Origin of the sequence: Paraburkholderia kirstenboschensis (genome assembly GCF_032806925.1) — a bacterium.
GTDB lineage: Bacteria > Pseudomonadota > Gammaproteobacteria > Burkholderiales > Burkholderiaceae > Paraburkholderia > Paraburkholderia kirstenboschensis.
Genome location: NZ_CP136513.1, coordinates 349926 through 370005 on the forward strand (window position 1 = coordinate 349926; position 20080 = coordinate 370005).

15 protein-coding genes are annotated in these 20080 nt (G+C 63.4%); 6 read left to right on the forward strand and 9 right to left on the reverse strand.

From position 1 onward, the window contains the following. Positions 1-32: 32 nt before the first annotated feature. The 7 genes from iolB to RW095_RS24300 all read right to left on the reverse strand — a co-directional run bounded on the left by iolB (position 33) and on the right by RW095_RS24300 (position 9136). Positions 33-833, reverse strand: coding sequence for a 5-deoxy-glucuronate isomerase (iolB, locus tag RW095_RS24270; RefSeq protein WP_128589997.1), 801 nt, complete (start codon positions 831-833; stop codon positions 33-35). Next, on the reverse strand, positions 830-1792 hold the full coding sequence (gene iolE, locus RW095_RS24275) for a myo-inosose-2 dehydratase (RefSeq protein WP_317021478.1): 963 nt from the start codon (positions 1790-1792) through the stop codon (positions 830-832). The genes iolB and iolE overlap by 4 nt, the downstream gene beginning before the upstream one ends. Before the next feature lie 10 nt (positions 1793-1802). Next, positions 1803-3785, reverse strand: a complete 1983-nt coding sequence (gene iolD / locus RW095_RS24280) for a 3D-(3,5/4)-trihydroxycyclohexane-1,2-dione acylhydrolase (decyclizing) (RefSeq protein WP_317021479.1) — start codon at positions 3783-3785, stop codon at positions 1803-1805. Further along, positions 3782-5860: a bifunctional 5-dehydro-2-deoxygluconokinase/5-dehydro-2-deoxyphosphogluconate aldolase gene (locus RW095_RS24285; protein ID WP_317021480.1), complete on the reverse strand. Its 2079-nt coding sequence runs from the start codon at positions 5858-5860 to the stop codon at positions 3782-3784. Before RW095_RS24285 ends, iolD begins: the two co-directional genes overlap by 4 nt. 63 nt (positions 5861-5923) lie before the next feature. Then, positions 5924-6763, reverse strand: a complete 840-nt coding sequence (locus tag RW095_RS24290; protein ID WP_317021481.1) for an ATP-binding cassette domain-containing protein — start codon at positions 6761-6763, stop codon at positions 5924-5926. A 13-nt stretch (positions 6764-6776) separates the two neighbouring features. Continuing rightward, positions 6777-7949 carry an ABC transporter permease gene (locus RW095_RS24295; protein ID WP_317021482.1) on the reverse strand — a complete coding sequence of 391 codons (1173 nt, stop codon included), beginning with the start codon at positions 7947-7949 and terminating at the stop codon, positions 6777-6779. A gap of 140 nt (positions 7950-8089) precedes the next feature. After that, on the reverse strand, positions 8090-9136 hold the full coding sequence (locus tag RW095_RS24300; RefSeq protein ID WP_317021483.1) for a sugar ABC transporter substrate-binding protein: 1047 nt from the start codon (positions 9134-9136) through the stop codon (positions 8090-8092). A gap of 279 nt (positions 9137-9415) precedes the next feature. Here RW095_RS24300 and RW095_RS24305 point away from each other — a divergent pair, with 279 nt between their 5' ends. The 4 genes from RW095_RS24305 to RW095_RS24320 all read left to right on the forward strand — a co-directional run bounded on the left by RW095_RS24305 (position 9416) and on the right by RW095_RS24320 (position 12712). Further along, positions 9416-10297, forward strand: coding sequence for a MurR/RpiR family transcriptional regulator (locus RW095_RS24305; protein WP_020069488.1), 882 nt, complete (start codon positions 9416-9418; stop codon positions 10295-10297). After that, a complete protein-coding gene (gene iolG / locus RW095_RS24310) occupies positions 10290-11309 on the forward strand; it encodes an inositol 2-dehydrogenase (RefSeq protein ID WP_317021484.1) in 1020 nt (339 codons plus the stop codon). Before RW095_RS24305 ends, iolG begins: the two co-directional genes overlap by 8 nt. Further along, entirely contained in the window at positions 11306-12352 is a 1047-nt protein-coding gene (locus RW095_RS24315) for a Gfo/Idh/MocA family oxidoreductase (protein WP_317021485.1), read from the forward strand. Before iolG ends, RW095_RS24315 begins: the two co-directional genes overlap by 4 nt. Positions 12353-12484: 132 nt before the next feature. Beyond that, a complete protein-coding gene (locus RW095_RS24320) occupies positions 12485-12712 on the forward strand; it encodes a sulfurtransferase TusA family protein (protein ID WP_029967676.1) in 228 nt (75 codons plus the stop codon). Positions 12713-12840: 128 nt separating this feature from the next. Here RW095_RS24320 and galU read toward each other — a convergent pair whose 3' ends face one another. After that, a complete protein-coding gene (galU, locus tag RW095_RS24325) occupies positions 12841-13722 on the reverse strand; it encodes a UTP--glucose-1-phosphate uridylyltransferase GalU (protein ID WP_027776571.1) in 882 nt (293 codons plus the stop codon). A 70-nt stretch (positions 13723-13792) separates the two neighbouring features. Further along, entirely contained in the window at positions 13793-16672 is a 2880-nt protein-coding gene (locus RW095_RS24330) for a valine--tRNA ligase (RefSeq protein WP_317021486.1), read from the reverse strand. Between the two features lie 187 nt (positions 16673-16859). Here RW095_RS24330 and RW095_RS24335 point away from each other — a divergent pair, with 187 nt between their 5' ends. Both RW095_RS24335 and RW095_RS24340 read left to right on the forward strand, forming a co-directional pair. Further along, positions 16860-19223: a UvrD-helicase domain-containing protein gene (locus tag RW095_RS24335; protein WP_317021487.1), complete on the forward strand. Its 2364-nt coding sequence runs from the start codon at positions 16860-16862 to the stop codon at positions 19221-19223. Then, positions 19220-20026: a 5'-methylthioadenosine/adenosylhomocysteine nucleosidase gene (locus RW095_RS24340; RefSeq protein WP_317021488.1), complete on the forward strand. Its 807-nt coding sequence runs from the start codon at positions 19220-19222 to the stop codon at positions 20024-20026. Before RW095_RS24335 ends, RW095_RS24340 begins: the two co-directional genes overlap by 4 nt. Positions 20027-20080 lie beyond the last annotated feature (54 nt).

Genomic DNA, 20080 nt, shown 5'->3' on the forward strand with positions numbered 1-20080 from the left:
CTCGCTCCGTGCGCGAGGCAACGCCACGCGGCTCAATCTTCCTTGTTGATGATCCACTCGTGCGCCGGGTCGTTGCGGAAATGCCAGACACGTTGAGCGCCTGCCATGACGTTCAGATAATACGAGTCGTAGCCATACGGCACGACGACCGGATGATAGCCGCGCGGCACCATCACGACATCGTGGTCCTCAACGGCCATTGATTCGTCGATGTCGCGCATATCGGTGTACACGCGTTGAAACGCAAAGCCTTGCGGCGGATTCAACCGATGGTAGTACGTCTCTTCGAGCGAACTCTCGTGAGGCACGTTGTCGGTGTCGTGCTTGTGCGGCGGATAGCTCGACGCGTGTCCGCCAGGCGTGCGCACTTCAACCACCAGCAGCGATTCGGCCGGCTCTGTTTGCGGAAGAATGTCGCATACGTATCGCGTATTAAGGCCCTTCCCGCGCGTCGAGCGCTTCATCGAAGACGGCTCGATCAGACGTGCGGGCAGCTCGCCTTTCGCAGGCGCGCTCGCTACGCCGATCTCCGCATCGCGGCATGCACGCACGGTGGCGCGCACGCCCGGCGGCAAATAGACCGCGTGAGGCGCGGCATCTTCGAATACGCTGTCGCGCGAACCGAGCGAACTCCATTTGATGTCCGCAGTTTCGATATCCACCGAGCCCGTGAGCACGACAATGCACACTTCGCGCGACGGCTCCTGCACGTACACGACTTCACTCGTGCCAAGACGGTAAGCGGCAAAACCGACATACCGCCAGCACGCCGACGCCGGTGTTACTCGCGCGATTGTCTGGCCTTCGCGCTGCGCCTTCACTAATAGACTCATGCTGCCTCCTGCGTGGTGCCATGGCTGTCGCCCCGAGTGTCGCCCCGAATGTCGGCAGACGTCGTGTCGAGCGGGGCATCGACCAACGCACGCAATGTTTGAAAGCCTTTCTGCGCATACTCGAACGACGGCGCCACGACCGGGTCCTGTTCCGCCTCCACGACGAGCCAGCCGGAATAGCCATGCCGCTTTAAACGCGCGATGATCGACGGGAAATCGACTGCGCCGTCGCCTGGCACCGTGAAAGCGCCGGCGATCACCGCGTCGAGAAAACTCCAGTTGCGATTGCGCGCGAGTTTCATGACGGCAGGGCGCACGTCCTTGCAATGCACATGACACACCCGGCCGATGTGTTTGTCGAGCACGGCGAGCGGATCGCCGCCTGCGAAGGTGATGTGCCCGGCGTCGAACAGCAGGCCGACTGCGTCGCTCGTGCGTGACATCAGCTGATCGACGTCGGCCGGCGTTTCGACATACGCACCCATATGATGATGGTACGCAAGCCGCACGCCGCGGCTTAGCGTGTAGCGCGCGAATTCGTCGACGCGGGCGGCGTAGGCGGCCCACTGCGCGTCGCTGAAAAAGCGTGGCCGCTGGTATAAGGGTCTTGGCGCGCCCTGAATAGAATCCGCCACCTCGCCGTACACCATGACCGTCGCGCCGTTTTGCGCGAGCAGTTCGAGATGCGGACCGACCTCGGCGATTTCCTCTTCGACGCTGCGCCGCGCGAGACGTCCCGAGTACCAGCCGGACACGAGCGCGAGATCGTATTGCGCGAGCAGCGTCTTCAATGCCTGCGGTTCACGCGGGAACTTGTTGCCGAGTTCGAACCCCTGATAGCCGATCTTGCGGCCCTCGGTGAGCGCTAATTCGAGCGGCGTCTCGCCGCCGAGCGAAGGCAGATCGTCGTTCATCCACGACAACGGGTTGATGCCGATGCGTACGTTGAAAGCTGTCATGCGTGCGTCCTCAATCGTTGGCCTGGTCGCTGTTGTTGCCGCTGCCGCTGCCGCCAGTCGAACCGGGCGGTTTGCCGCGCGCCGCGATCTGCGCGTCGTAGTTGGCTCGCGCGTCGCGCACGCTCGCTCGCGGCGATACTTCGGGCACGGCGACTTCCCACCACCAGCCGCCGTCGCTCGTCGTGCGGGCCGGATCGGTGTCGATGCTGACCACATAGGTCCGGTCCGCCGAGCGCGCGCGCTGCAGCGCGGCTTCCAGTTCCGCCACGTTCGCCACGTGTGCCGCCCGCGCACCGAGTGCGCGGGCATGCGCGGCGAAGTCGATGTGCGGCGCACCGAGCGGACCCTGCATGCTGTCTTCGAGCAGGTTGTTGAACGGCGCACCGCCGCATGCCTGTTGCAGTCGATTGATGCAGCCGTACCCGCGGTTGTCGAGCACCACGACAATCAGCTTCGCGCCGAGCATCACCGACGTGGCGATCTCGCTGTTCATCATCAGATAGCTGCCGTCGCCCACCATCACGATCACTTCACGCTCGGGCCGCGCAAGCTTCGCGCCGAGTCCGCCGGCGATCTCATAGCCCATGCATGAGTAGCCATATTCGACGTGATAGGCGCCTGGAGTTCCGGCGCGCCACAGCTTGTGCAATTCCCCGGGCAAGGTGCCGGCCGCGCACACGACGATGTCGTTGGCCGGTGAATTCGTGCTTGAACGTTGCACGGCGCCGATCACATCGCCCTCGTAAGGCAGCACGGAATCTGGTTGCGGCGCGTGCGTGAGGGTATGCACCGTGTCGCGCCAGCTTGCCGCGAGTTGGTGCGCGCGCGAGGTCCACGCGCGATCGGCCTGCCAGTCTTGCAGACGTTCGGCGAGCGCGTCGAGCGCGAGACGCGCATCCGCCTCGACTACTTGCGCGCGATGCTTGAGGGCGTCGAAAGCATTCGCATTGATGCCGATCACGTCCGCTTGCGTGAACAGCGTATTCGAGCCGGTCGTGAAGTCCTGCAAGCGCGTGCCCAGCGCGAGCACGCAATCGGCATCGCGGGCGAGCGCGTTGGCTGCAGGCGAGCCGGTCACGCCCAGCGCGCCAACGTTCAGTGGATCGTCCCATGCAAGCGAGCCCTTGCCGGCTTGCGTCTCCGCAACCGGAATGCCGTGCGTGGCGGCAAAGCGTTGTAACTCATCGGTCGCACGGCCGTAGAGCACGCCGCCGCCCGCAACGATCAACGGACGCTTCGCGCGCTGCAAACGCGCGATAGCAGCGTGGATCTCGTCGACGCGCGGTGCGGGCGAATAGAACGTCACGATGCGCGGTGCAAAGAAGTCGGCGGGGAAGTCCCACGCTTGCGCCTGCACGTCTTGCGGCAACGCAAGCGTGACCGGCCCGCACGACGCGGCGTCGGTGAGCACGCGCAGTGCGCGCGGCAGTGCACTCAGCAGTTGCGCGGGATGCACGATTCGGTCGAAGTAGCGCGACACGGGCTTGAACGCGTCGTTCGCCGAAACGCCGCCGTCGTGGAAATCTTCCACCTGTTGCAGAACCGGGTCGGGCGCCCGCGACACGAAGATGTCGCCCGGCAACAGCAGCACCGGCAGACGGTTCACATGCGCGAGCGCCGCGGCGGTCAGCAGATTGGTAGCGCCTGGCCCGATCGACGTGGTGACCGCCATCATGCGTCGGCGAAAGTGCGCCTTTGCATATGCGATCGCGCTGTGTGCCATCGCCTGTTCGTTATGGGCGCGCAGCGTCGGCAGTTCGTCGCGATGCTGATACAGCGCCTCGCCCATGCCGGCGACGTTGCCGTGACCGAAGATTGCGAACACGCCGCCGAAGAGCGGTTCTGTTCCCAAGCCGTCTTCGGTTGCGACACGCTGCGCGGCGAGATAGCGCACGAGCGCCTGCGCGGTGGTCAGGCGGATGGTCGTCCCTGTGGCTACGACGCCCGCTGGTGCCGCTTGGTCATGTCCATGATGTAACACGCGCTGATTCATGCAGCCTGCTCCTGATGAACACGGTTGTTCGCGCCTCGTTCGGCGGCGGCGGTGTCGCGCGCCGCGCGCCACGATGCGATTAGCGTTTCGAAGGTGCGGCGCACGCGCGCGATCAATTCGTCGTCGCCGATTTCTCCTGCGAGCCACGCATGACTCGGCTCGTGGAAGATCGTGCGGCCCACGGTGAAACCCCGACACGTCGACGAGCGCGCCGCCGCGCGAAAGCCCTCGTTCAACTGCTCGACGCCCGCCGACAAACCGAGCAGCACGACGCCCCGGCAATACGGGTCGCGCTCGGCGATCAGCGCGTCGACGTTGCGCCATTGCGCGGCGTCCATCGGTTCAAGCTTCCACCACTCGGGATAGATGCCGATGTTATAGAGCCGCTTCAACGCGCGAAATACGATGTCGGGCCCTTGCGGCAAGTTCGCGTGCTTCGGCGGGATCACTTCGAGCAGCAACTCGTGGCCGCTTGCTTGCGTCGCGTCATACAGCGCGCGCAATTGGGCTTCCTGTTCGAGGCGCTGTTCGACAGGTTCGTCGGGGTGGAATTGCACCAGGCACTTCACAACGTGTTCCTGCGGCCATGGCACGAGCGTCGTGCCGACCGAGCGGCCGTGGTCGAACACGAGCGGCACCGAGCCGGGCAGCTCGACCGGGCGGCCGATCCACCAGCCGCGGCCCGTCGCTGCGTTCAGCGCGTCCTGGCCATAGCGGCTGTCGATCAGCACGCCAATGCGGCCTTGCAGGCCTAGTGCGCTTTCGGTCTGCGCGACCGCGTCGACGAACAGGCCTTTGAGCTGGGCGATGCGCGCTTCGCTTGCGCCGCTCTGCTGCGCGAGTTCAAAGAACTGATTCCGATGATCGAACGCGAAGCCGAGCACCTCGTCCCACTGCTTGCGCGCGGGCGTCACGCGATGCAGGCGCGCCAACGTCGCGTCGCGGTCGGGGCGGCGCATACGCTCGGGATCGGCCTTCGCCTCGCGCAGAAAGTAGTCCAGTTCAGCGGGCGTCGGCATGGCCGGCGCGCACGCGTGGCGCGAGACGACTAGCGCGCCGCTTGCATTGGCCGCACGCGCGCAGGCGTCGAGCGGTTGATCGCGCAGCCATCCGGAGAGAAAGCCGGACGCGAACGCGTCGCCGGCGCCGAGCACGTTCAGCACTTCGACTTCCACGCCGCCGTGAACCGGCGCTTCGTTGAGCGAGGCGGGCACTTCGCCGTCGATGATCTGGCAGCCCATCGGTCCGCGCTTGAGCACGAGCGTGGCCGCTGTGACCGCGCGCACCATTGCCAGTGCGTCGACGAGATCGCTTTTGCCGCCGGCAATGCGGAATTCCTCTTCGGTGCCGATCACGAGGTCGAACAACGGCAGGATGCGCTGCAAATGCGCGGTGACGCCTTCGCTTGCAACAAAGCGCGTTTCGCCGTCCGCCTTACCCGTGAGGCCCCACAACACAGGGCGATAATCGATGTCGAGCACGGTGCGCACCTGATTGCGCCGTGCATGATCGAGCGCGCGGCGGCTCGTGCGGTTCACCTGTTCGGTCGAGAAGTGCGTGCCGGTAATCAGCAGCGCTTTCGACGACGCGATAAACGCCTCGTCGAAATCCGCTTCGTCCACGGCCATGTCCGCGCAATTCTCGCGATAGAAGATCAACGGGAACGTATCGCGATCCTTCAGGCCGAGCAGCACGAGCGCGGTCAGGCGTTCGGGATCGACGCGCACGTGGCTCACGTCGCAGCCTTCCTTCGTCAACGTCTCGGTGAGAAAGCGGCCCATGTGGTCGTTGCCCACGCGTGCGAGCATGGCCGATGCAAGTCCGAGCCGCGCGCAGCCGAATGCAATGTTCGCCGACGACCCGCCGAGATACTTCGCGAAGCTCGACACGTCCTCGAGCCGCGCGCCGACCTGCTGCGCGTACAGATCGACGGCGAGCCGGCCAAGACACACGATGTCCCGGCTGCGGCCCGGCGCGAAGCGGCTGCCGGCGTCGGAGCCGGACATGCCGGACGCGCCGGCAGTCCCGCCCGGGTGCTGCGCCGGCGTGCCGCTGAATGTACTGGAATGAGCCATGAATGTCCCTGAATGACGGAGCGCGGCGAGCGGTGCCACGGCAGCAGCCGCCGCGCGAATGAATCAGATCGTTGCGCCTTCTAGTTCGCCTATCATCTTTTGCATCTCGGCACCGCCCGCCATCATGTCGAGCACTTCGTCCTTGGTGATCGTCTCTTTCGTGAATGTGCCGAGCGATTTGCCGCGATTGAGCAACGTGAACGAATCGCCGATCGGATACGCGTGATGCACGTTGTGCGTGATGAAGATCACCGAGATGCCTTTCGCGCGCGCCTTGTGGATCAGCTTCAGCACATTGAAGCTCTGCTTGACGCCGAGCGCGGCGGTCGGCTCGTCGAGGATCAGCACACGTGCGCCGAAATGGATGGCACGCGCAATCGCAAGGCACTGTTTTTCGCCGCCTGACATCGTGCCTATCGGCTGATGCGGATCGCGCACGTTGATGCCCATTTCCGCGAGCTTGTCGCGGGCTGTCGTCGCGCTCGTTTCGAGGTCCATCACGTTCAGGAACCCGAACAGTTTCTTTTGCGGCTCGCGTCCCATGAAAAAATTGCGCGCGACGGAGAGCAGCGGCACGAGTGCGAGATCCTGGTAGACGGTCGCAATGCCGAGGTCGAGCGCGTCTCTAGGCGACTCGAACAGCACGGGCTTGCAGTCGACGAGATACTGGCCCGACGACGGTTGATGTACGCCAGCCAGGGTCTTGATCAGCGTCGACTTGCCCGCTCCGTTGTCGCCGAGCAGGCAATGCACTTCGCCGCGCTTCAGGCGCAAGGTCACGCCGCTTAGCGCGATTACCTTTCCAAAGTATTTGTTGACGTTCTCGAGAGCGAGGATCACGTCGTCTTGCGGCGCGGCGCCCGGCAGATTGATTTCGTTCGTCACATTGTTCGTATCGGACATGTGCGTCTCCTCGTTACGATTGCGCGACGCGACGGCGCACATAGTGATTGAACAGCACGGCGATGAGCAGCATCACGCCGAGGAATACGCGGAACCAGTCGGAGCTCACATTCGTGTAGGTGATGCCGATTTGCACGACGCCGAAAATCAACGCGCCGAAACATGCGCCGATCACCGAGCCATAGCCGCCCGTCAACAACGTTCCGCCGATCACCGCCGCGATGATCGCCTCGAACTCCTTCTGCAAGCCGCGGTCCGCCGCAGCCGAGCCGATATCGCACACTTGCAGTACCGCGAACAGGCACGAGCAGAACGCGGTCAGCACGAAGAGCAGGATCTTCACGCGACGCACCGGAATGCCGACGTTCTTTGCCGCGTTGGCATCGCCGCCCACTGCGAGAATCCAGTTGCCCGCGCGCGTTTTCGCGAGGACGAATGCGCAGATCGCGGCGAGACCGAACCACCATAGAATCACTTTCGGAATTCCAGGCACGAGCGCGTGGCCGTTATCGAGCAGGGTGCCTATGCCGTGATGCGCCAGCATCGTGAAGAGACCCTGCAGCGCGACGCCGTGAAAGAGCGTGTTGGCGAGCCAGTCCTGTTGTGCAAGATCGCCCACGCCGGAGACGATGGTGCGATCGGCGAACAGAATCGACAGTGCAAGCGTGAGGCCGCGCAGAATGAAAAGAAACGCGAGGGTCACGATGAACGACGGCAGGCGCGTGCGCATCACGAGGTAGCCGTTGAGCGCCCCCAGCAACATCGAGCCGACGAATGCAAAGAGAATCGCGAGCGAGATCGGCCAGTGGAAATAGACGGTAGGAATCGCGACCATCATGCCGGCAAAGCCGATCATCGAGCCGATCGACAGGTCGAACTCACCGGCGATCATCAAGAGGCACGCGCCCACGGAAAGAATGCCGAGATAAGCGGACACCTGCGACCAGTTCATCACGCCGTCGAGATTGAACATGCCGGAGCTGCCGGCCGTCAACGCGAAGACTAGAAACACCAGCACCGCGCCGGAGATTGCGGCGAACTCGGGGCGGTTCAGCAAATGACCGAACCACGATTCCTTGCGTACGCGCTCGTCGCGCCCCTCCGTTTCAGGGCGCGACGCAGCGTTATGCGAAGCGGCGCTATTCGGGTCGACGTGCGGTGGAAAGTGCTTGCCGGCTACACCCATGATGTCTCCTTGGAGCCGGCTGTGTGTCCGGGCAAGCGGGAATGCATTGCGGGAACGACAGCCGGTGAAATGCGCGCTGGCAGCGAAGCTGCCCGGCGGGAGCGTTGCCCGCCGCGCGCGTGACTAGCTAGAGAAAAGAATCAGCGGTACTGCCCTGCGTACTTGATGACCTTGTCGAGGTTTTCTTTCGTGATGAAGCCCGGTCCGGAGCGAATGTTCTTGGGCCCATATGAGGGCGCCAGACCGTAAGTGGCAAGCCGTGCCTTGAACTTAGGATTCGCTTCGAGAATCTGGCGGATCTTCGCGGGGTCGGTGGTGTGCTCTTTCTTCACGATGGCCAGCACGGCGACCGGAATGTAGCCCTGCAGATACGGCTGCTGATCGATCGCGAACTGGATCGTGCCGTTCTGGATCGCCTTCGCGATGTCGTCGGAGAAGTCGAAGGTGCAGAAGTAGATCTTGCCGTTGAGGCCCATTTGCTGCACTGCTTTCAGCGTGGCCGAGGCCGGCGTCGGTCCGAGCGTGAGAATGGCGCCGGTGTTCGGATGGTTGCGCAAATAGGCGCTGACTTTCGATTGAATCTCGGTCGGGTCCTGGCCGGAGTCGATCGTGGACGACTTGTAGTCGACGCCGAGCGCCTCGGCAAAACCGCGGCAACGGTCGAACGAAACCGTGTTGGTCGCAAGGTGGTTCACGCACAGGAACGACTTCACGCCGGCTGCTTTCGCCTTCTCGCCTGCCGCCTTGCCGGCGACGTATTCCGGCTGGCCGATGTGCATGATCGCGCCGAGTTGCGCGCTTTGTTCCTCGGTGCCCGAGTTGATCGTGACGAGCGGAATTTTCTTGGCGGTGACTTTGTTGATAGAGCTCTTCAGCACGTCGAAATCGGCGATGGTGACGATCACGCCGTCGTAGTTGCGCGCTGCGGCCTGTTCGACGAGACGCGCCATATCGGCGATGTCACCGTTCGGCGGATTGCGATAGTCGGTCTCGACGTTGAAGTCCTCGTCGGCCTGCTTGATGGCGTTTTTGATCGTGTTCCACCACGAATCGGAGTCCGGCGCGTGGCTGATCAGCACGAAATGAGCGTCAGCCGCGCGGGCGGCCGAGGCCCCTCCGAATCCCGTCGCCAACGTCAAAGCCGTCACCAGAATCCTGAGCGTAGCCTTGCCCTTGCAAAGTCTCATGTCTCCACCTTTCTCGGTCTGTCGTTATTGAAGGAGCGTGTGGCGGACGGTACGCAACGCAGCACCGAAGGCGTTGCGCAAGATCGCCGAAGCACCATCGCTCACGACCAAGATTAGGTCATCTTCGAGTGACGTGCAATGGAAATTTCACCGTAGATAAAAATGGAAAATACGTTCCATTTATGCGGTGTGCTGCCTATAATCGGCAACGTCAGCAGCCTGTGCAGCGCCGCTCCGAAAGCGCCTGCCGCAGTGCAGTAAAGCCCCAAAGAGAGAACCATGGCGGAAGAGAGCACCGAAGAATTGCCGAGCGTCGAAGAATTGATGCAGCGCATCGCGGACAACTACGAGGCGCTGCCGCGTCAGTTGAAGAATGTCGCGACGTATATCGAGCAGCATCGTTCGAGCGTGATGGTGGATCGCACGAGCGACATCGCCGCGAGCTGCGGCGTGCATCCGTCGGCGGTCGTGCGATTTGCGCAGCGCTTTGGTTTCTCCGGCTTCTCCGATTTGCAGGCGGTGTTTCGTCAGGCGTATACGGGGCAGGGTGCGTCGTCGCCGAGCTATCAGCAGCGCATTCGCAAGCTCATCGATGAGAAGCCCGGTGCGTTGTCCGGCGGCGCGGTCGCACGCGAGTTCATCGCGGCTTCGCGCGGCGGGCTTGAAGAACTCGAAGCGGGGCTCGACGACAAGCAGTTCGACGCCGCCGTGAAGATGCTGCAACAGGCGGACAACATCTATGTGATCGGCGTGCGGCGCTCGTTTCCGGTGGCGAGCTACATCGTCTATGCGTTGCAGCACACGCCCAAGCGCGTGCACCTCGTATCGGGTTTCGGCGGCATGTACCGCGAGCAGATTCGCAGCGTGAAAAAGGGCGACGTGGTGATTGCGATCAGCTTCGCGCCTTATGCGAAGGAAACACAGTATTGCCTGCGGGTCGCGCATCATCATCAGGCGAAGACGCTGGTTATTACGGACAGCCAACTATCTCCGTTAGCGCGTTACGCGAGTACTCAACTGTATGTGAAAGAGGGCAGCGCGTTCGCGTTCCGCTCGCTGACCAGCACGATATGCCTGTGCCAGGCGCTCTTCATCGCGCTTGCGTACAAGCTCGAACTAAACGTAGAAGAATCGAAAGACACTGGAGGATACGATGACTGACGCAGCAAAACCGATCGACGTCGCGGTGTTCGGCGCGGGCCGCATCGGCAAGATTCACGCGGCCAATCTCGCGCGGCAACCGGGCGTGCGGCTGAAATATGTGGTCGATGTGAATAGCGAAGCGGCCGCGGCGCTGGCTGCCGCGCATGGCGCCAAAGTGGCCGATATCGACGGCGCGATGGGCGACGCGTCCGTCGGCGCCACGGTGATCTGTTCGAGCACCGACACGCATGCCGATCTGATCATGAAGTCGGCCGCTCAGGAAAAACATGTGTTCTGCGAGAAGCCGGTCGACCTGACGCTCGAGCGCGCGCGAGCTTGCGCCGATGCGGTCGAGCGCGCGGGCGTGGTGTGCATGATCGGCTTTCAGCGCCGCTTCGATCCGACGTTCTCCGCGTTGAAGGCGCGCCTCGATGCGGGCGAGATCGGCACGCCGGAAATGCTTGTCGTGACGAGCCGCGATCCAGGCGCGCCGCCGGTGGACTACATCCGCCATTCGGGTGGAATCTTCAAGGACATGCTGATTCACGACTTCGACATCTTCCGCTGGATCCTCGACGACGAAGCGGACACGCTGCACGCCACCGGCAGTTGTCTGAGCGACCCGGCAATCGCGGAAGCCGGCGATATTGATTCGACCGCGGTGACGATCCGCACGAAGCGCGGCCGTCTGTGCCAGATCAACACCGCGCGCCGCGCCGCCTACGGTTACGACCAGCGCTTCGAAGTGCTCGGCAGCGCGGGGATGCTGCAGGCGGGCAACGTGCGGACCACGCAGGTCACGGCTTACTCCAGGACGCAAGTATCGAGCGACGTGCCCGAAGCGTTCTTCCTTGAACGTTATCGCGCGGCTTATGCGCTCGAAATTGCGCATTTCTTCGAGGCGGTCACGCTAGGCAAGCCGGTGCGTACCACGGTGGCAGACGGTTTGAAAGCGCTGGAACTCGCCGAGGCCGCCACGCGCTCATGGCGCGAGGGGCGTGCGGTGAAGCTCGGCGAGGCTGCGCGATGAGTGCGGCGGCGGCAACGCCGCGGCTGCGTCTCGGCGTGGTCGGCCTCGGGCGGCTTGGCAAACGTCACGCTGAGAACCTCGCGTATCGCGTGCCGGACGCGGAACTGGTTGCTGCTTGCAGCCCGCTCGAAGAAGAGCGGGCGTGGGCGCGCGACGCTTTGCCGTCGCCACGCCTTTACGATGATTACGCGCAACTGCTAGACGACAAGGACGTGGACGCCGTGTGGCTCGTCACGCCGTCGTCGCTGCACGCGCAGCAGATCGTGGACGCTTTGCGCGCGGGCAAACACGTGTTCTGCGAAAAGCCTTTGTCGCTCGATCTGGCCGAGTGCGAGCGGGTGCTGCAAGAGGCTGCGCGGTACCCGCATCTGCAGGCGACGATCGGCTTCATGCGGCGTTTCGACCCGAGCTACAAGGACGCCTTCGACAAGATCGAAGCGGGCAAGATAGGGCGGCCGTTTCTCGTGCGCTCGCAAACCGCCGACAAGAACGATACCGACGGTTTCTTCGTGCGCTTCGCAGCAACTTCCGGCGGCATTTTCCTGGACTGCACGGTGCACGATATCGACGTCGCGCGCTGGCTGCTCGGCAAGCCGCGCGCGAAACGCGTGTTCGCGGCGGGCGCTGTCGCGTTGCATGAAGGCCTGCGCGAGTTCGGCGATGTGGATAACGGCGTGGCGATCTGCGAATTCGAGGACGGCAAGCTCGCAATGTTCTACGCGTCGCGGACCCAGGCACACGGCAACGACACGCACAGCGAAGTGATCGGCACGGCCGGCGCGCTCGCGATCGGACATAATCCGCGCGCGAACCGTGTGGAGATCTACGACGCGGCGGGCATTCGCAACGAGTGCACGCCGAGTTTCTTCGATCGCTTCGAAGAGGCGTTTCTGCAGGAGGCGCGCGCGTTCGTCGCGTCGGTGCAGGGCGGGGCGGGACCGACCGCGCAAGCGGGTGCGACGCTCGCCGACGCGCTGGAAGCGACCCGCATCGGCAATGCTTTGCGGCAGTCGCTGCAAAGCGGGCAGGCGGTGACGTTGTAGCGCCGATATTGCTGGTTGGACGGCGATGCGCGCGGTGCTTACGCCGGCAAGGCGGCGAAGGCTGCGGTAGAATTTGACCCTCTGTCCGGCGTCGCGAACGACGCCTAGTCCCGAAGGTCATCGTCGATGCAAATTCAGATTCATAAGGAAGTCGATGCGCGCGGGCTGATGTGCCCGCTGCCCATCTTGCGCGCCAAGAAGGCGCTCGCCGATATGGAAAGCGGTCAGATTCTCAAGGTGCTCGCCACCGACCCCGGCTCGCAGCGCGATTTCGCCGCGTTCGCGAAGCAGACCGGCAATGAGATTGTTGAGAGTTCGTCGCACGACAAAGTCTTTACGTTTCTGATGAAGCGCCGCTGACGCGCACGCATTCAGACCCACTCAGACGCACGCACTGAAACAAAAGGCGCTGTGCCCGCGAAAGCGGAGCACAGCGCCTTTTTGACTTTTGTGAGATGCCTCGCGATTCAAGGCATCTCGCAGAGGCTTTAACCTTCCAGAACCGGCGAACGCGTACGCAGATATTCGTCGAAATCCGCGGCCACTTCGGGGTGACGCAGCGCGAACTCGACCGTTGCCTTCAGATAACCGAGCTTGCTGCCGCAGTCGAAACGCGTGCCGTGGTACTTGTACGCGAGAACCTGCTCGTCGGCGAGCAGCGACTGGATTGCGTCCGTAAGCTGCAGTTCGCCGCCGGCGCCCGGCTTGATCGAGCGGATGTGGTCGAAAATACGTGGCTTGAGCACGTAGCGGCCCACCACGCCGAGATTCGACGGTGCGACGCTCGGTTCCGGCTTTTCGACGATGCCCGACATCTTGATGATCGAGTCTTCCCACTCCTTGCCGTCGACAATACCGTACGACTTGGTTTCCTGCGCCGGGATCTCTTCGACGCCGATCACCGAGCTGTGATAGTGGTCGAACACCTCGATCATTTGCGTCATGACAGGCGGCGTGCCGTACAGCAAGTCGTCCGCGAGAATCACGGCGAACGGGTTGTCGCCCACCAGTTTCTCCGCGCACAGCACGGCGTGGCCGAGGCCGAGCGCTTCCGGCTGACGCACGTAGAAGCAGTCCACATGGCTCGGCTTGATGCTGCGTACGAGTTCCAGGAGCTTGTCCTTGCCGCGCGCTTCGAGCTCGGCTTCGATTTCATATGACTTATCGAAGTGGTCTTCGATCGCCCGTTTGCTGCGGCCCGTGACGAAGATCATTTCGGTGATGCCGGCCGCCATGGCTTCTTCCACCGCGTACTGGATCAGCGGCTTGTCGACGATCGGCAGCATTTCCTTCGGGCTTGCCTTCGTGGCAGGGAGGAACCGGGTGCCAAGACCTGCTACCGGAAATACTGCCTTTGTAACTTTTAGCATGTGATTACCCTGAGTCCTCTGGTTTAGCTATCTGTGCTTGCCCGCCACGCGGGCGGGCGTGGAGCGTCGATCAGGCCGGCAAGCGCGCGAGCTGCGCCTTCAGCTTGCCGACAGTCGCTTCGAATTCCGCCAGCCTTTTCTGCTCCTGTTCGACGACTGCAGGCGGCGCCTTGGCGACAAAACTTTCGTTCTGCAGTTTAGCGTTGCACTTGACGACTTCTGTGCTCAGCCGCGCAATCTCCTTCGACAAACGCTCGCGCTCGACCGCGACGTCGATCTCGACCTTCAGCACGAGCTTGTCACTGCCTACGATAGCAATTGGCGCGCCATCTGCTTGCGCGTCGAGTGCGGCCTCGTCGGCAATAATCTGCACTTCCGACAAACGGGCCAACGCCTGGGCGTACGGAGCGAAGGTGCGCAGGCGCTCCGCGTTGCCGGTAGCGAGCAACGGCACCTTGACCGCCGGCGACAGATTCATTTCGCCGCGCAGATTCCGGCACGCATCGATCACTGCTTTCAGGTCGGCCGCCCATTGCTCCGCGTCTTCGTCGAGCTTCGACATCTCGGCAACGGGGTACGGTTGCACCATGATGGACGCTTCGCCCTCGGCCTTGCCCGCGGGATAACGCCCGGCCAACGGTGCAACTTTCTGCCACAACGCCTCGGTGATGAACGGAATCACCGGGTGCGCGAGGCGTAACACCGTCTCGAGCACGCGCAGCAGGGTGCGCCGTGTGGCGCGCTGCTGGTTCGGCTGACCCGTCTGGATCTGAACCTTGGCGAGTTCGAGATACCAGTCACAGTATTCGTCCCAAACGAACTTGTATAGGGCGTTGGCCACATTGTCGAAGCGATAGTCGGCGAAACCCTTGGCGATCTCGGCTTCGACGCGTTGCAGGCGGGACACGATCCAGCGATCCGCCGACGAAAAGTTCAGGTGGCCGTCCGGCCCGCATTCGCCGCACTGTTCCGGCTTGCCGAAACCGCAATCGTGACCTTCGCAGTTCATCAGCACGAAGCGGGTGGCGTTCCACAGCTTGTTGCAGAAATTGCGATAGCCCTCGCAGCGTGCGAGATCGAAGTTGACGTTGCGCCCGAGCGTGGCCATCGACGCCATCGTGAAGCGCAGCGCGTCGGTGCCGAACGCGGGGATGCCGTCCGGGAATTCCTTGCGGGTTTTCTTTTCGATCGACGCGGCCTGCTTCGGGTTCATGAGGCCGGTGGTGCGTTTGGCGACGAGCGCGTCAAGGCCGATGCCGTCGACGATATCGATCGGATCGAGCGTATTGCCCTTGCTCTTCGACATTTTCTGACCTTCGGCGTCGCGCACGAGACCGTGCACGTAGACCGTGTCGAACGGCACCTTGCCCGTGAAGTGCGTGGTCATCATGACCATGCGCGCGACCCAGAAGAAGATGATGTCGAAGCCCGTGACCAGCACCGACGACGGCAGGAAGTGCTTCAGTTCCTGCGTCTCGTTCGGCCAGCCGAGCGACGAAAACGGCACGAGGGCGGACGAAAACCACGTGTCGAGCACGTCTTCGTCGCGTCTGAGCGGGCCCGTGTAGCCGGCTTCCGCCGCTTTTGCGTGCGCGCCTTCCTCGGTCATCGCGACGAAAATCTCGCCATTTTCGCCGTACCACGCGGGAATTTGATGACCCCACCAGAGCTGGCGCGAGATGCACCAATCCTGGATGTTCTCGAGCCACTGGTAGTACGTGGTTGTCCAGTTTTCCGGCACGAATCTGATTTCGCCGCTGCGAACGACGTCGAGCGCGGTTTCGGCGATCGATTTGCCCGGATTGAACGTGCCTTCAGGGGCCGGTTTGCTCATCGCGACGAACCACTGGTCGGTCAGCATCGGCTCGATCACGACGCCCGTGCGGTCGCCGCGCGGCACCATCAGCTTGTGCGGCTTGACCGATTCGAGCGCGCCGAGCGCTTCGAGATCGGCGACGACCTGCTTGCGGGCTTCGAAACGGTCGAGGCCACGGTATTTTTCCGGCGCGTTGCCGTTGATCTTCGCGTCGAGCGTGAGGATCTCGATTTGCGGCAGCTTGTGGCGCAGGCCGACCTGATAGTCGTTGAAATCGTGCGCGGGCGTGACCTTGACGACGCCCGTGCCGAATTCGCGGTCGACGTAGTCGTCGGCGATGATCGGCACTTCGCGGCCCGACAGCGGCAGCGTGACGGTCTTGCCGATCAGATGCGCGTAGCGCTCGTCTTCCGGATGCACCATCACCGCGGTGTCGCCGAGCATGGTTTCGGGACGCGTGGTCGCGACCGTCAGATGGCCGCAGCCGTCGGTGAGCGGGTACTGGATGTGCCACAGGTGGCCGTTTTCTTCCTCGCTGACCACCTCGAGGTCGGAGACGGCGGTGAGCAGCACCGGGTCCCAGTTGACGAGGCGTTTGCCGCGATAGATCAGGCCCTGTTCATAAAGGCGCACGAACACGTCGCGCACGGCGGCCGACATCTTGTCGTCCATCGTGAAGTATTCGCGCGACCAGTCGATCGACGCGCCGAGGCGCCGCACCTGGTTCGTGATGGTCGAGCCGGATTCCTGCTTCCATTCCCACACGCGTTCGACGAATTTTTCGCGGCCGAGATCGTGGCGCGACACGCCTTGCGCGTCCAGTTGCCGTTCGACGACGATCTGCGTGGCGATACCCGCGTGGTCGGTGCCCGGCACCCACAGCGTGTTCTCGCCGAGCATGCGGTGATAGCGGGCGAGGCCGTCCATGATGGTCTGGTTGAACGCGTGGCCCATGTGGAGGGTGCCCGTGACGTTCGGCGGCGGCAACTGGATCGAGAAGTCTTTCCTGTTCCCGTCGAAAGAGGGCGCCGCGTAGGCGCGCTTTTCCCATTCGGGGCCCCAGTGGGCTTCGATGGTGTGCGGTTCGAAGCTTTTGGCAAGGGTGGAGGAGGTGTCGCTCGGGGTGTCGCTCATGGGTCGATCGGCTGGTGAATGCGGAGAATGTTCGATTATAAAGGGCGCCGGGGCGCGGCTCTGGTTTTGCGGTTTTTGGTTTTGAGGATTCGAATCGACGAGACCAAACCACCCCGCCGTGCAGGCAAAAAAAGCAAGCCCCCGCCGGGGCATATAATGACGAACACCCCGCCGTCCCTCCGAAAAAATGCCCGATCTGCTAGCCAATCTCAACCCCGAACAACACGCCGCCGTCACGCTCCCCAACGAGCCCGCGCTCATTCTCGCCGGCGCGGGCAGCGGCAAAACCCGCGTGCTCATCACACGCATCGCGTGGCTCATCCAGCACGGGCTTGCGTCGCCCGCCACCATTCTGGCCGTAACCTTCACCAACAAGGCCGCGCGCGAAATGATGTCGCGCCTGTCGGCGCTTTTGCCCATCGACACGCGCGGCATGTGGATCGGCACCTTCCACGGCCTGTGCAACCGCATGCTGCGCGCGCATCATCGCGACGCCGGCTTGCCCGCCACCTTCCAGATTCTCGATACCGCCGACCAGTTGTCCGCGATCAAGCGTCTGATGAAGGGCCTGAACATCGACGACGAAAAGTACCCGGCCAAGAATCTCCAGTACTTCATCAACAACGCGAAGGAACAAGGGCTGCGGCCGAAAGACGTCGACGCCACCGACAATTTCAACCGCAAGTTCGTCGAACTCTACGAAGCCTATGACCAGCAGTGCCAGCGCGAAGGCGTGGTCGACTTTCCGGAACTGCTGCTGCGCTGCTATGAACTGCTCGCGCACAATCCGCCGCTGCGCGCGCATTATCAGGCGCGCTTCAAGCACATTCTCGTCGACGAGTTTCAGGACACGAACAAGCTGCAATACGCGTGGCTCAAGCTGCTCGCGGGGCAGACGAATTCGATCTTCGCTGTCGGCGACGACGACCAGTCGATCTACGCGTTCCGCGGCGCCAACGTCGGCAACATGCGCGACTTCGAACACGAGTTCAATGTCCGGCATCTGATCAAGCTCGAGCAGAATTACCGCTCGCACGGCCATATTCTCGACGCGGCCAATCAGTTGATCGCGAACAATTCGCGGCGTCTCGGCAAGAATCTGCGCACCGACGCCGGTCATGGTGAACCGGTCCGTGTTTATGAATCCGCGACGGATTCGCAGGAAGCCGGCTGGATCGTCGAGGAAATCAAGGCGCTGATCAGCACCGGCACGTCGCGCAGCGAAATCGCGATTCTCTACCGCAGCAACGCGCAGTCGCGCACGATCGAGCACACGCTTGTCAATGCGGGCATCGCGTATCGCGTGTATGGCGGCTTGCGCTTTTTCGAGCGCCAGGAAGTCAAGCACGCGCTCGCGTATCTGCGTCTGATAGACAATCCGAACGACGACACCGCGTTTGCGCGCGTCGTCAATTTCCCCACGCGCGGCATCGGCGCGCGCTCGATCGAGCAGCTCGCGGACGCGGCGCGCCTGTACAACTGCTCGATGGCAGCGGCGATTCCGTATGTCGCCGGCAAGGCGGGCTCCAGTCTTGCGAGCTTCGCGAACCTGATCGGCAAGATGCGCGCGGATACGCAGCAGATGAGCTTGCCGGAAACCGTCGAGTACGTGGTCCGCGCAAGTGGCCTGGCGGACTTCTATCAGAACGAGCGCGAAGGTCAGGACCGGCTCGAGAACTTGCAGGAACTCGTCAACGCTGCCGCCGCGTTCGTCAGCGAAGAGGGCTACGGCATGGACACGCCCGCGCGCTCCATCCCGCTGCGTCCGGGGGCCACCGCCGCGCCCGAACTGGCAGTCGCGACCGACGACCCGAACACCGTAGTGCTCGACGCGCCCGGCATCGCCGACCCCGCGCAAAACCCGGACACCATGACGCCGCTCGCCGGCTTCCTGTCGCACGCGTCGCTCGAAGCGGGCGACAACCAGGCGCAAGCCGGCCAGGAAGCCGTACAACTAATGACAGTGCACGCGGCCAAGGGCCTGGAATTCACGGCCGTGTTCATCACGGGTCTCGAAGAGGGGCTGTTTCCGCACGAGAACAGCGCAATGGAGTCGGACGGGCTCGAGGAAGAGCGCCGCCTGATGTACGTGGCCATCACGCGCGCGAAGGAGCGCCTGTATTTGTCGTTCGCGCAAAGCCGGATGCTGCACGGCCAGACGCGCTACAACATTCGCTCGCGTTTCTTCGACGAATTGCCGCAGGAAACACTCAAGTGGCTCACGCCGAAAGTCGAGGCGGGCGCGCGCTGGGGCGGCCGCTCGGACAACGCGGGCTATGGCCGTGACTGGTTCGCCCGACCCGACCGTCAGCAGGGGTACGGCGGCGGGGCGTCGACGACGGCCGCGCCTTTGCCGGCCTTTGCGAATGAGCAGCGCGCGGCGGAGGCGGGCTTCCGCGTCGGCCAGCAGGTGTTTCACACCAAGTTCGGCGAAGGCACGATCACCGCATTGGAAGGCGGCGGCGCCGACGCGAAGGCGCAAGTCAAGTTCAAGCGCCACGGCGAGAAGTGGCTCGCGCTCGCGGTCGCGAAACTGCAGGCGGTCGAATGAGCGCGGCAAGCGCGGACCGTGACGCAGCGCTTGCCGCGTCGTCGCACAGACCGCTCGGCATACTCGCGGCCTTGCCGCAGGAACTCGGCGACCTGATCGAGGCGATGCGCGCGGAATCCGGCGTGCGCACCGTCACGCACGGCCGGCGCGAGTACCACGTGGGCACCGTCCACGGCGCGCCGTGCGTCGTGACGCTTGCGCGCGTCGGCAAGGTCGCGGCGGCGGCAACGGTCAGCGCATTGATCCATGCCTTCGATGTCGAGTCTGTCGTGTTCACCGGCGTCGCCGGCGGTGTGGGCGCGGAGGTGCGAGTTGGCGACATCGTCGTCGCCAATGCTTTGTTGCAACATGATCTGGACGCGTCGCCGCTCTTTCCGCGTTTCGAAGTGCCGCTGCTAGGCGTGTCGCGCTTCGCGGCCGATGCCACGTTGGCCGCGCAACTCGCCGCCGCGTGCGAGCGTTTTGTCGCCGACGAAGGGGCTGCCTCGGCGGCGCGTTTCGGCACGAGGGAGCCGCGCGTGCATCGCGGGCTGATTATCAGCGGCGATCAGTTCGTGGCGAGCGCGGCGGGCGTCAAGGCGTTGCGCGAGGCATTGCCGGACGCGCTCGCCGTCGAAATGGAAGGCGCGGCGATCGCGCAGGTCTGTCACGAATACGGCGTGCCGTGCGCGGTCGTGCGCACTATCTCCGACACCGCTGACGACCACGCGCCGGCGTCGTTCGTCTCGTTTCTCACCGAGATCGCGGGCGCTTATTCGAACGCGATCCTCACACGCTTTCTGCTAGCGCGCAGCGCAGGTTGAGTTCAAGCGAGGCGTTGGCTAGCGACGTGGGGGACGGGCAAAGGCCACGTTGCC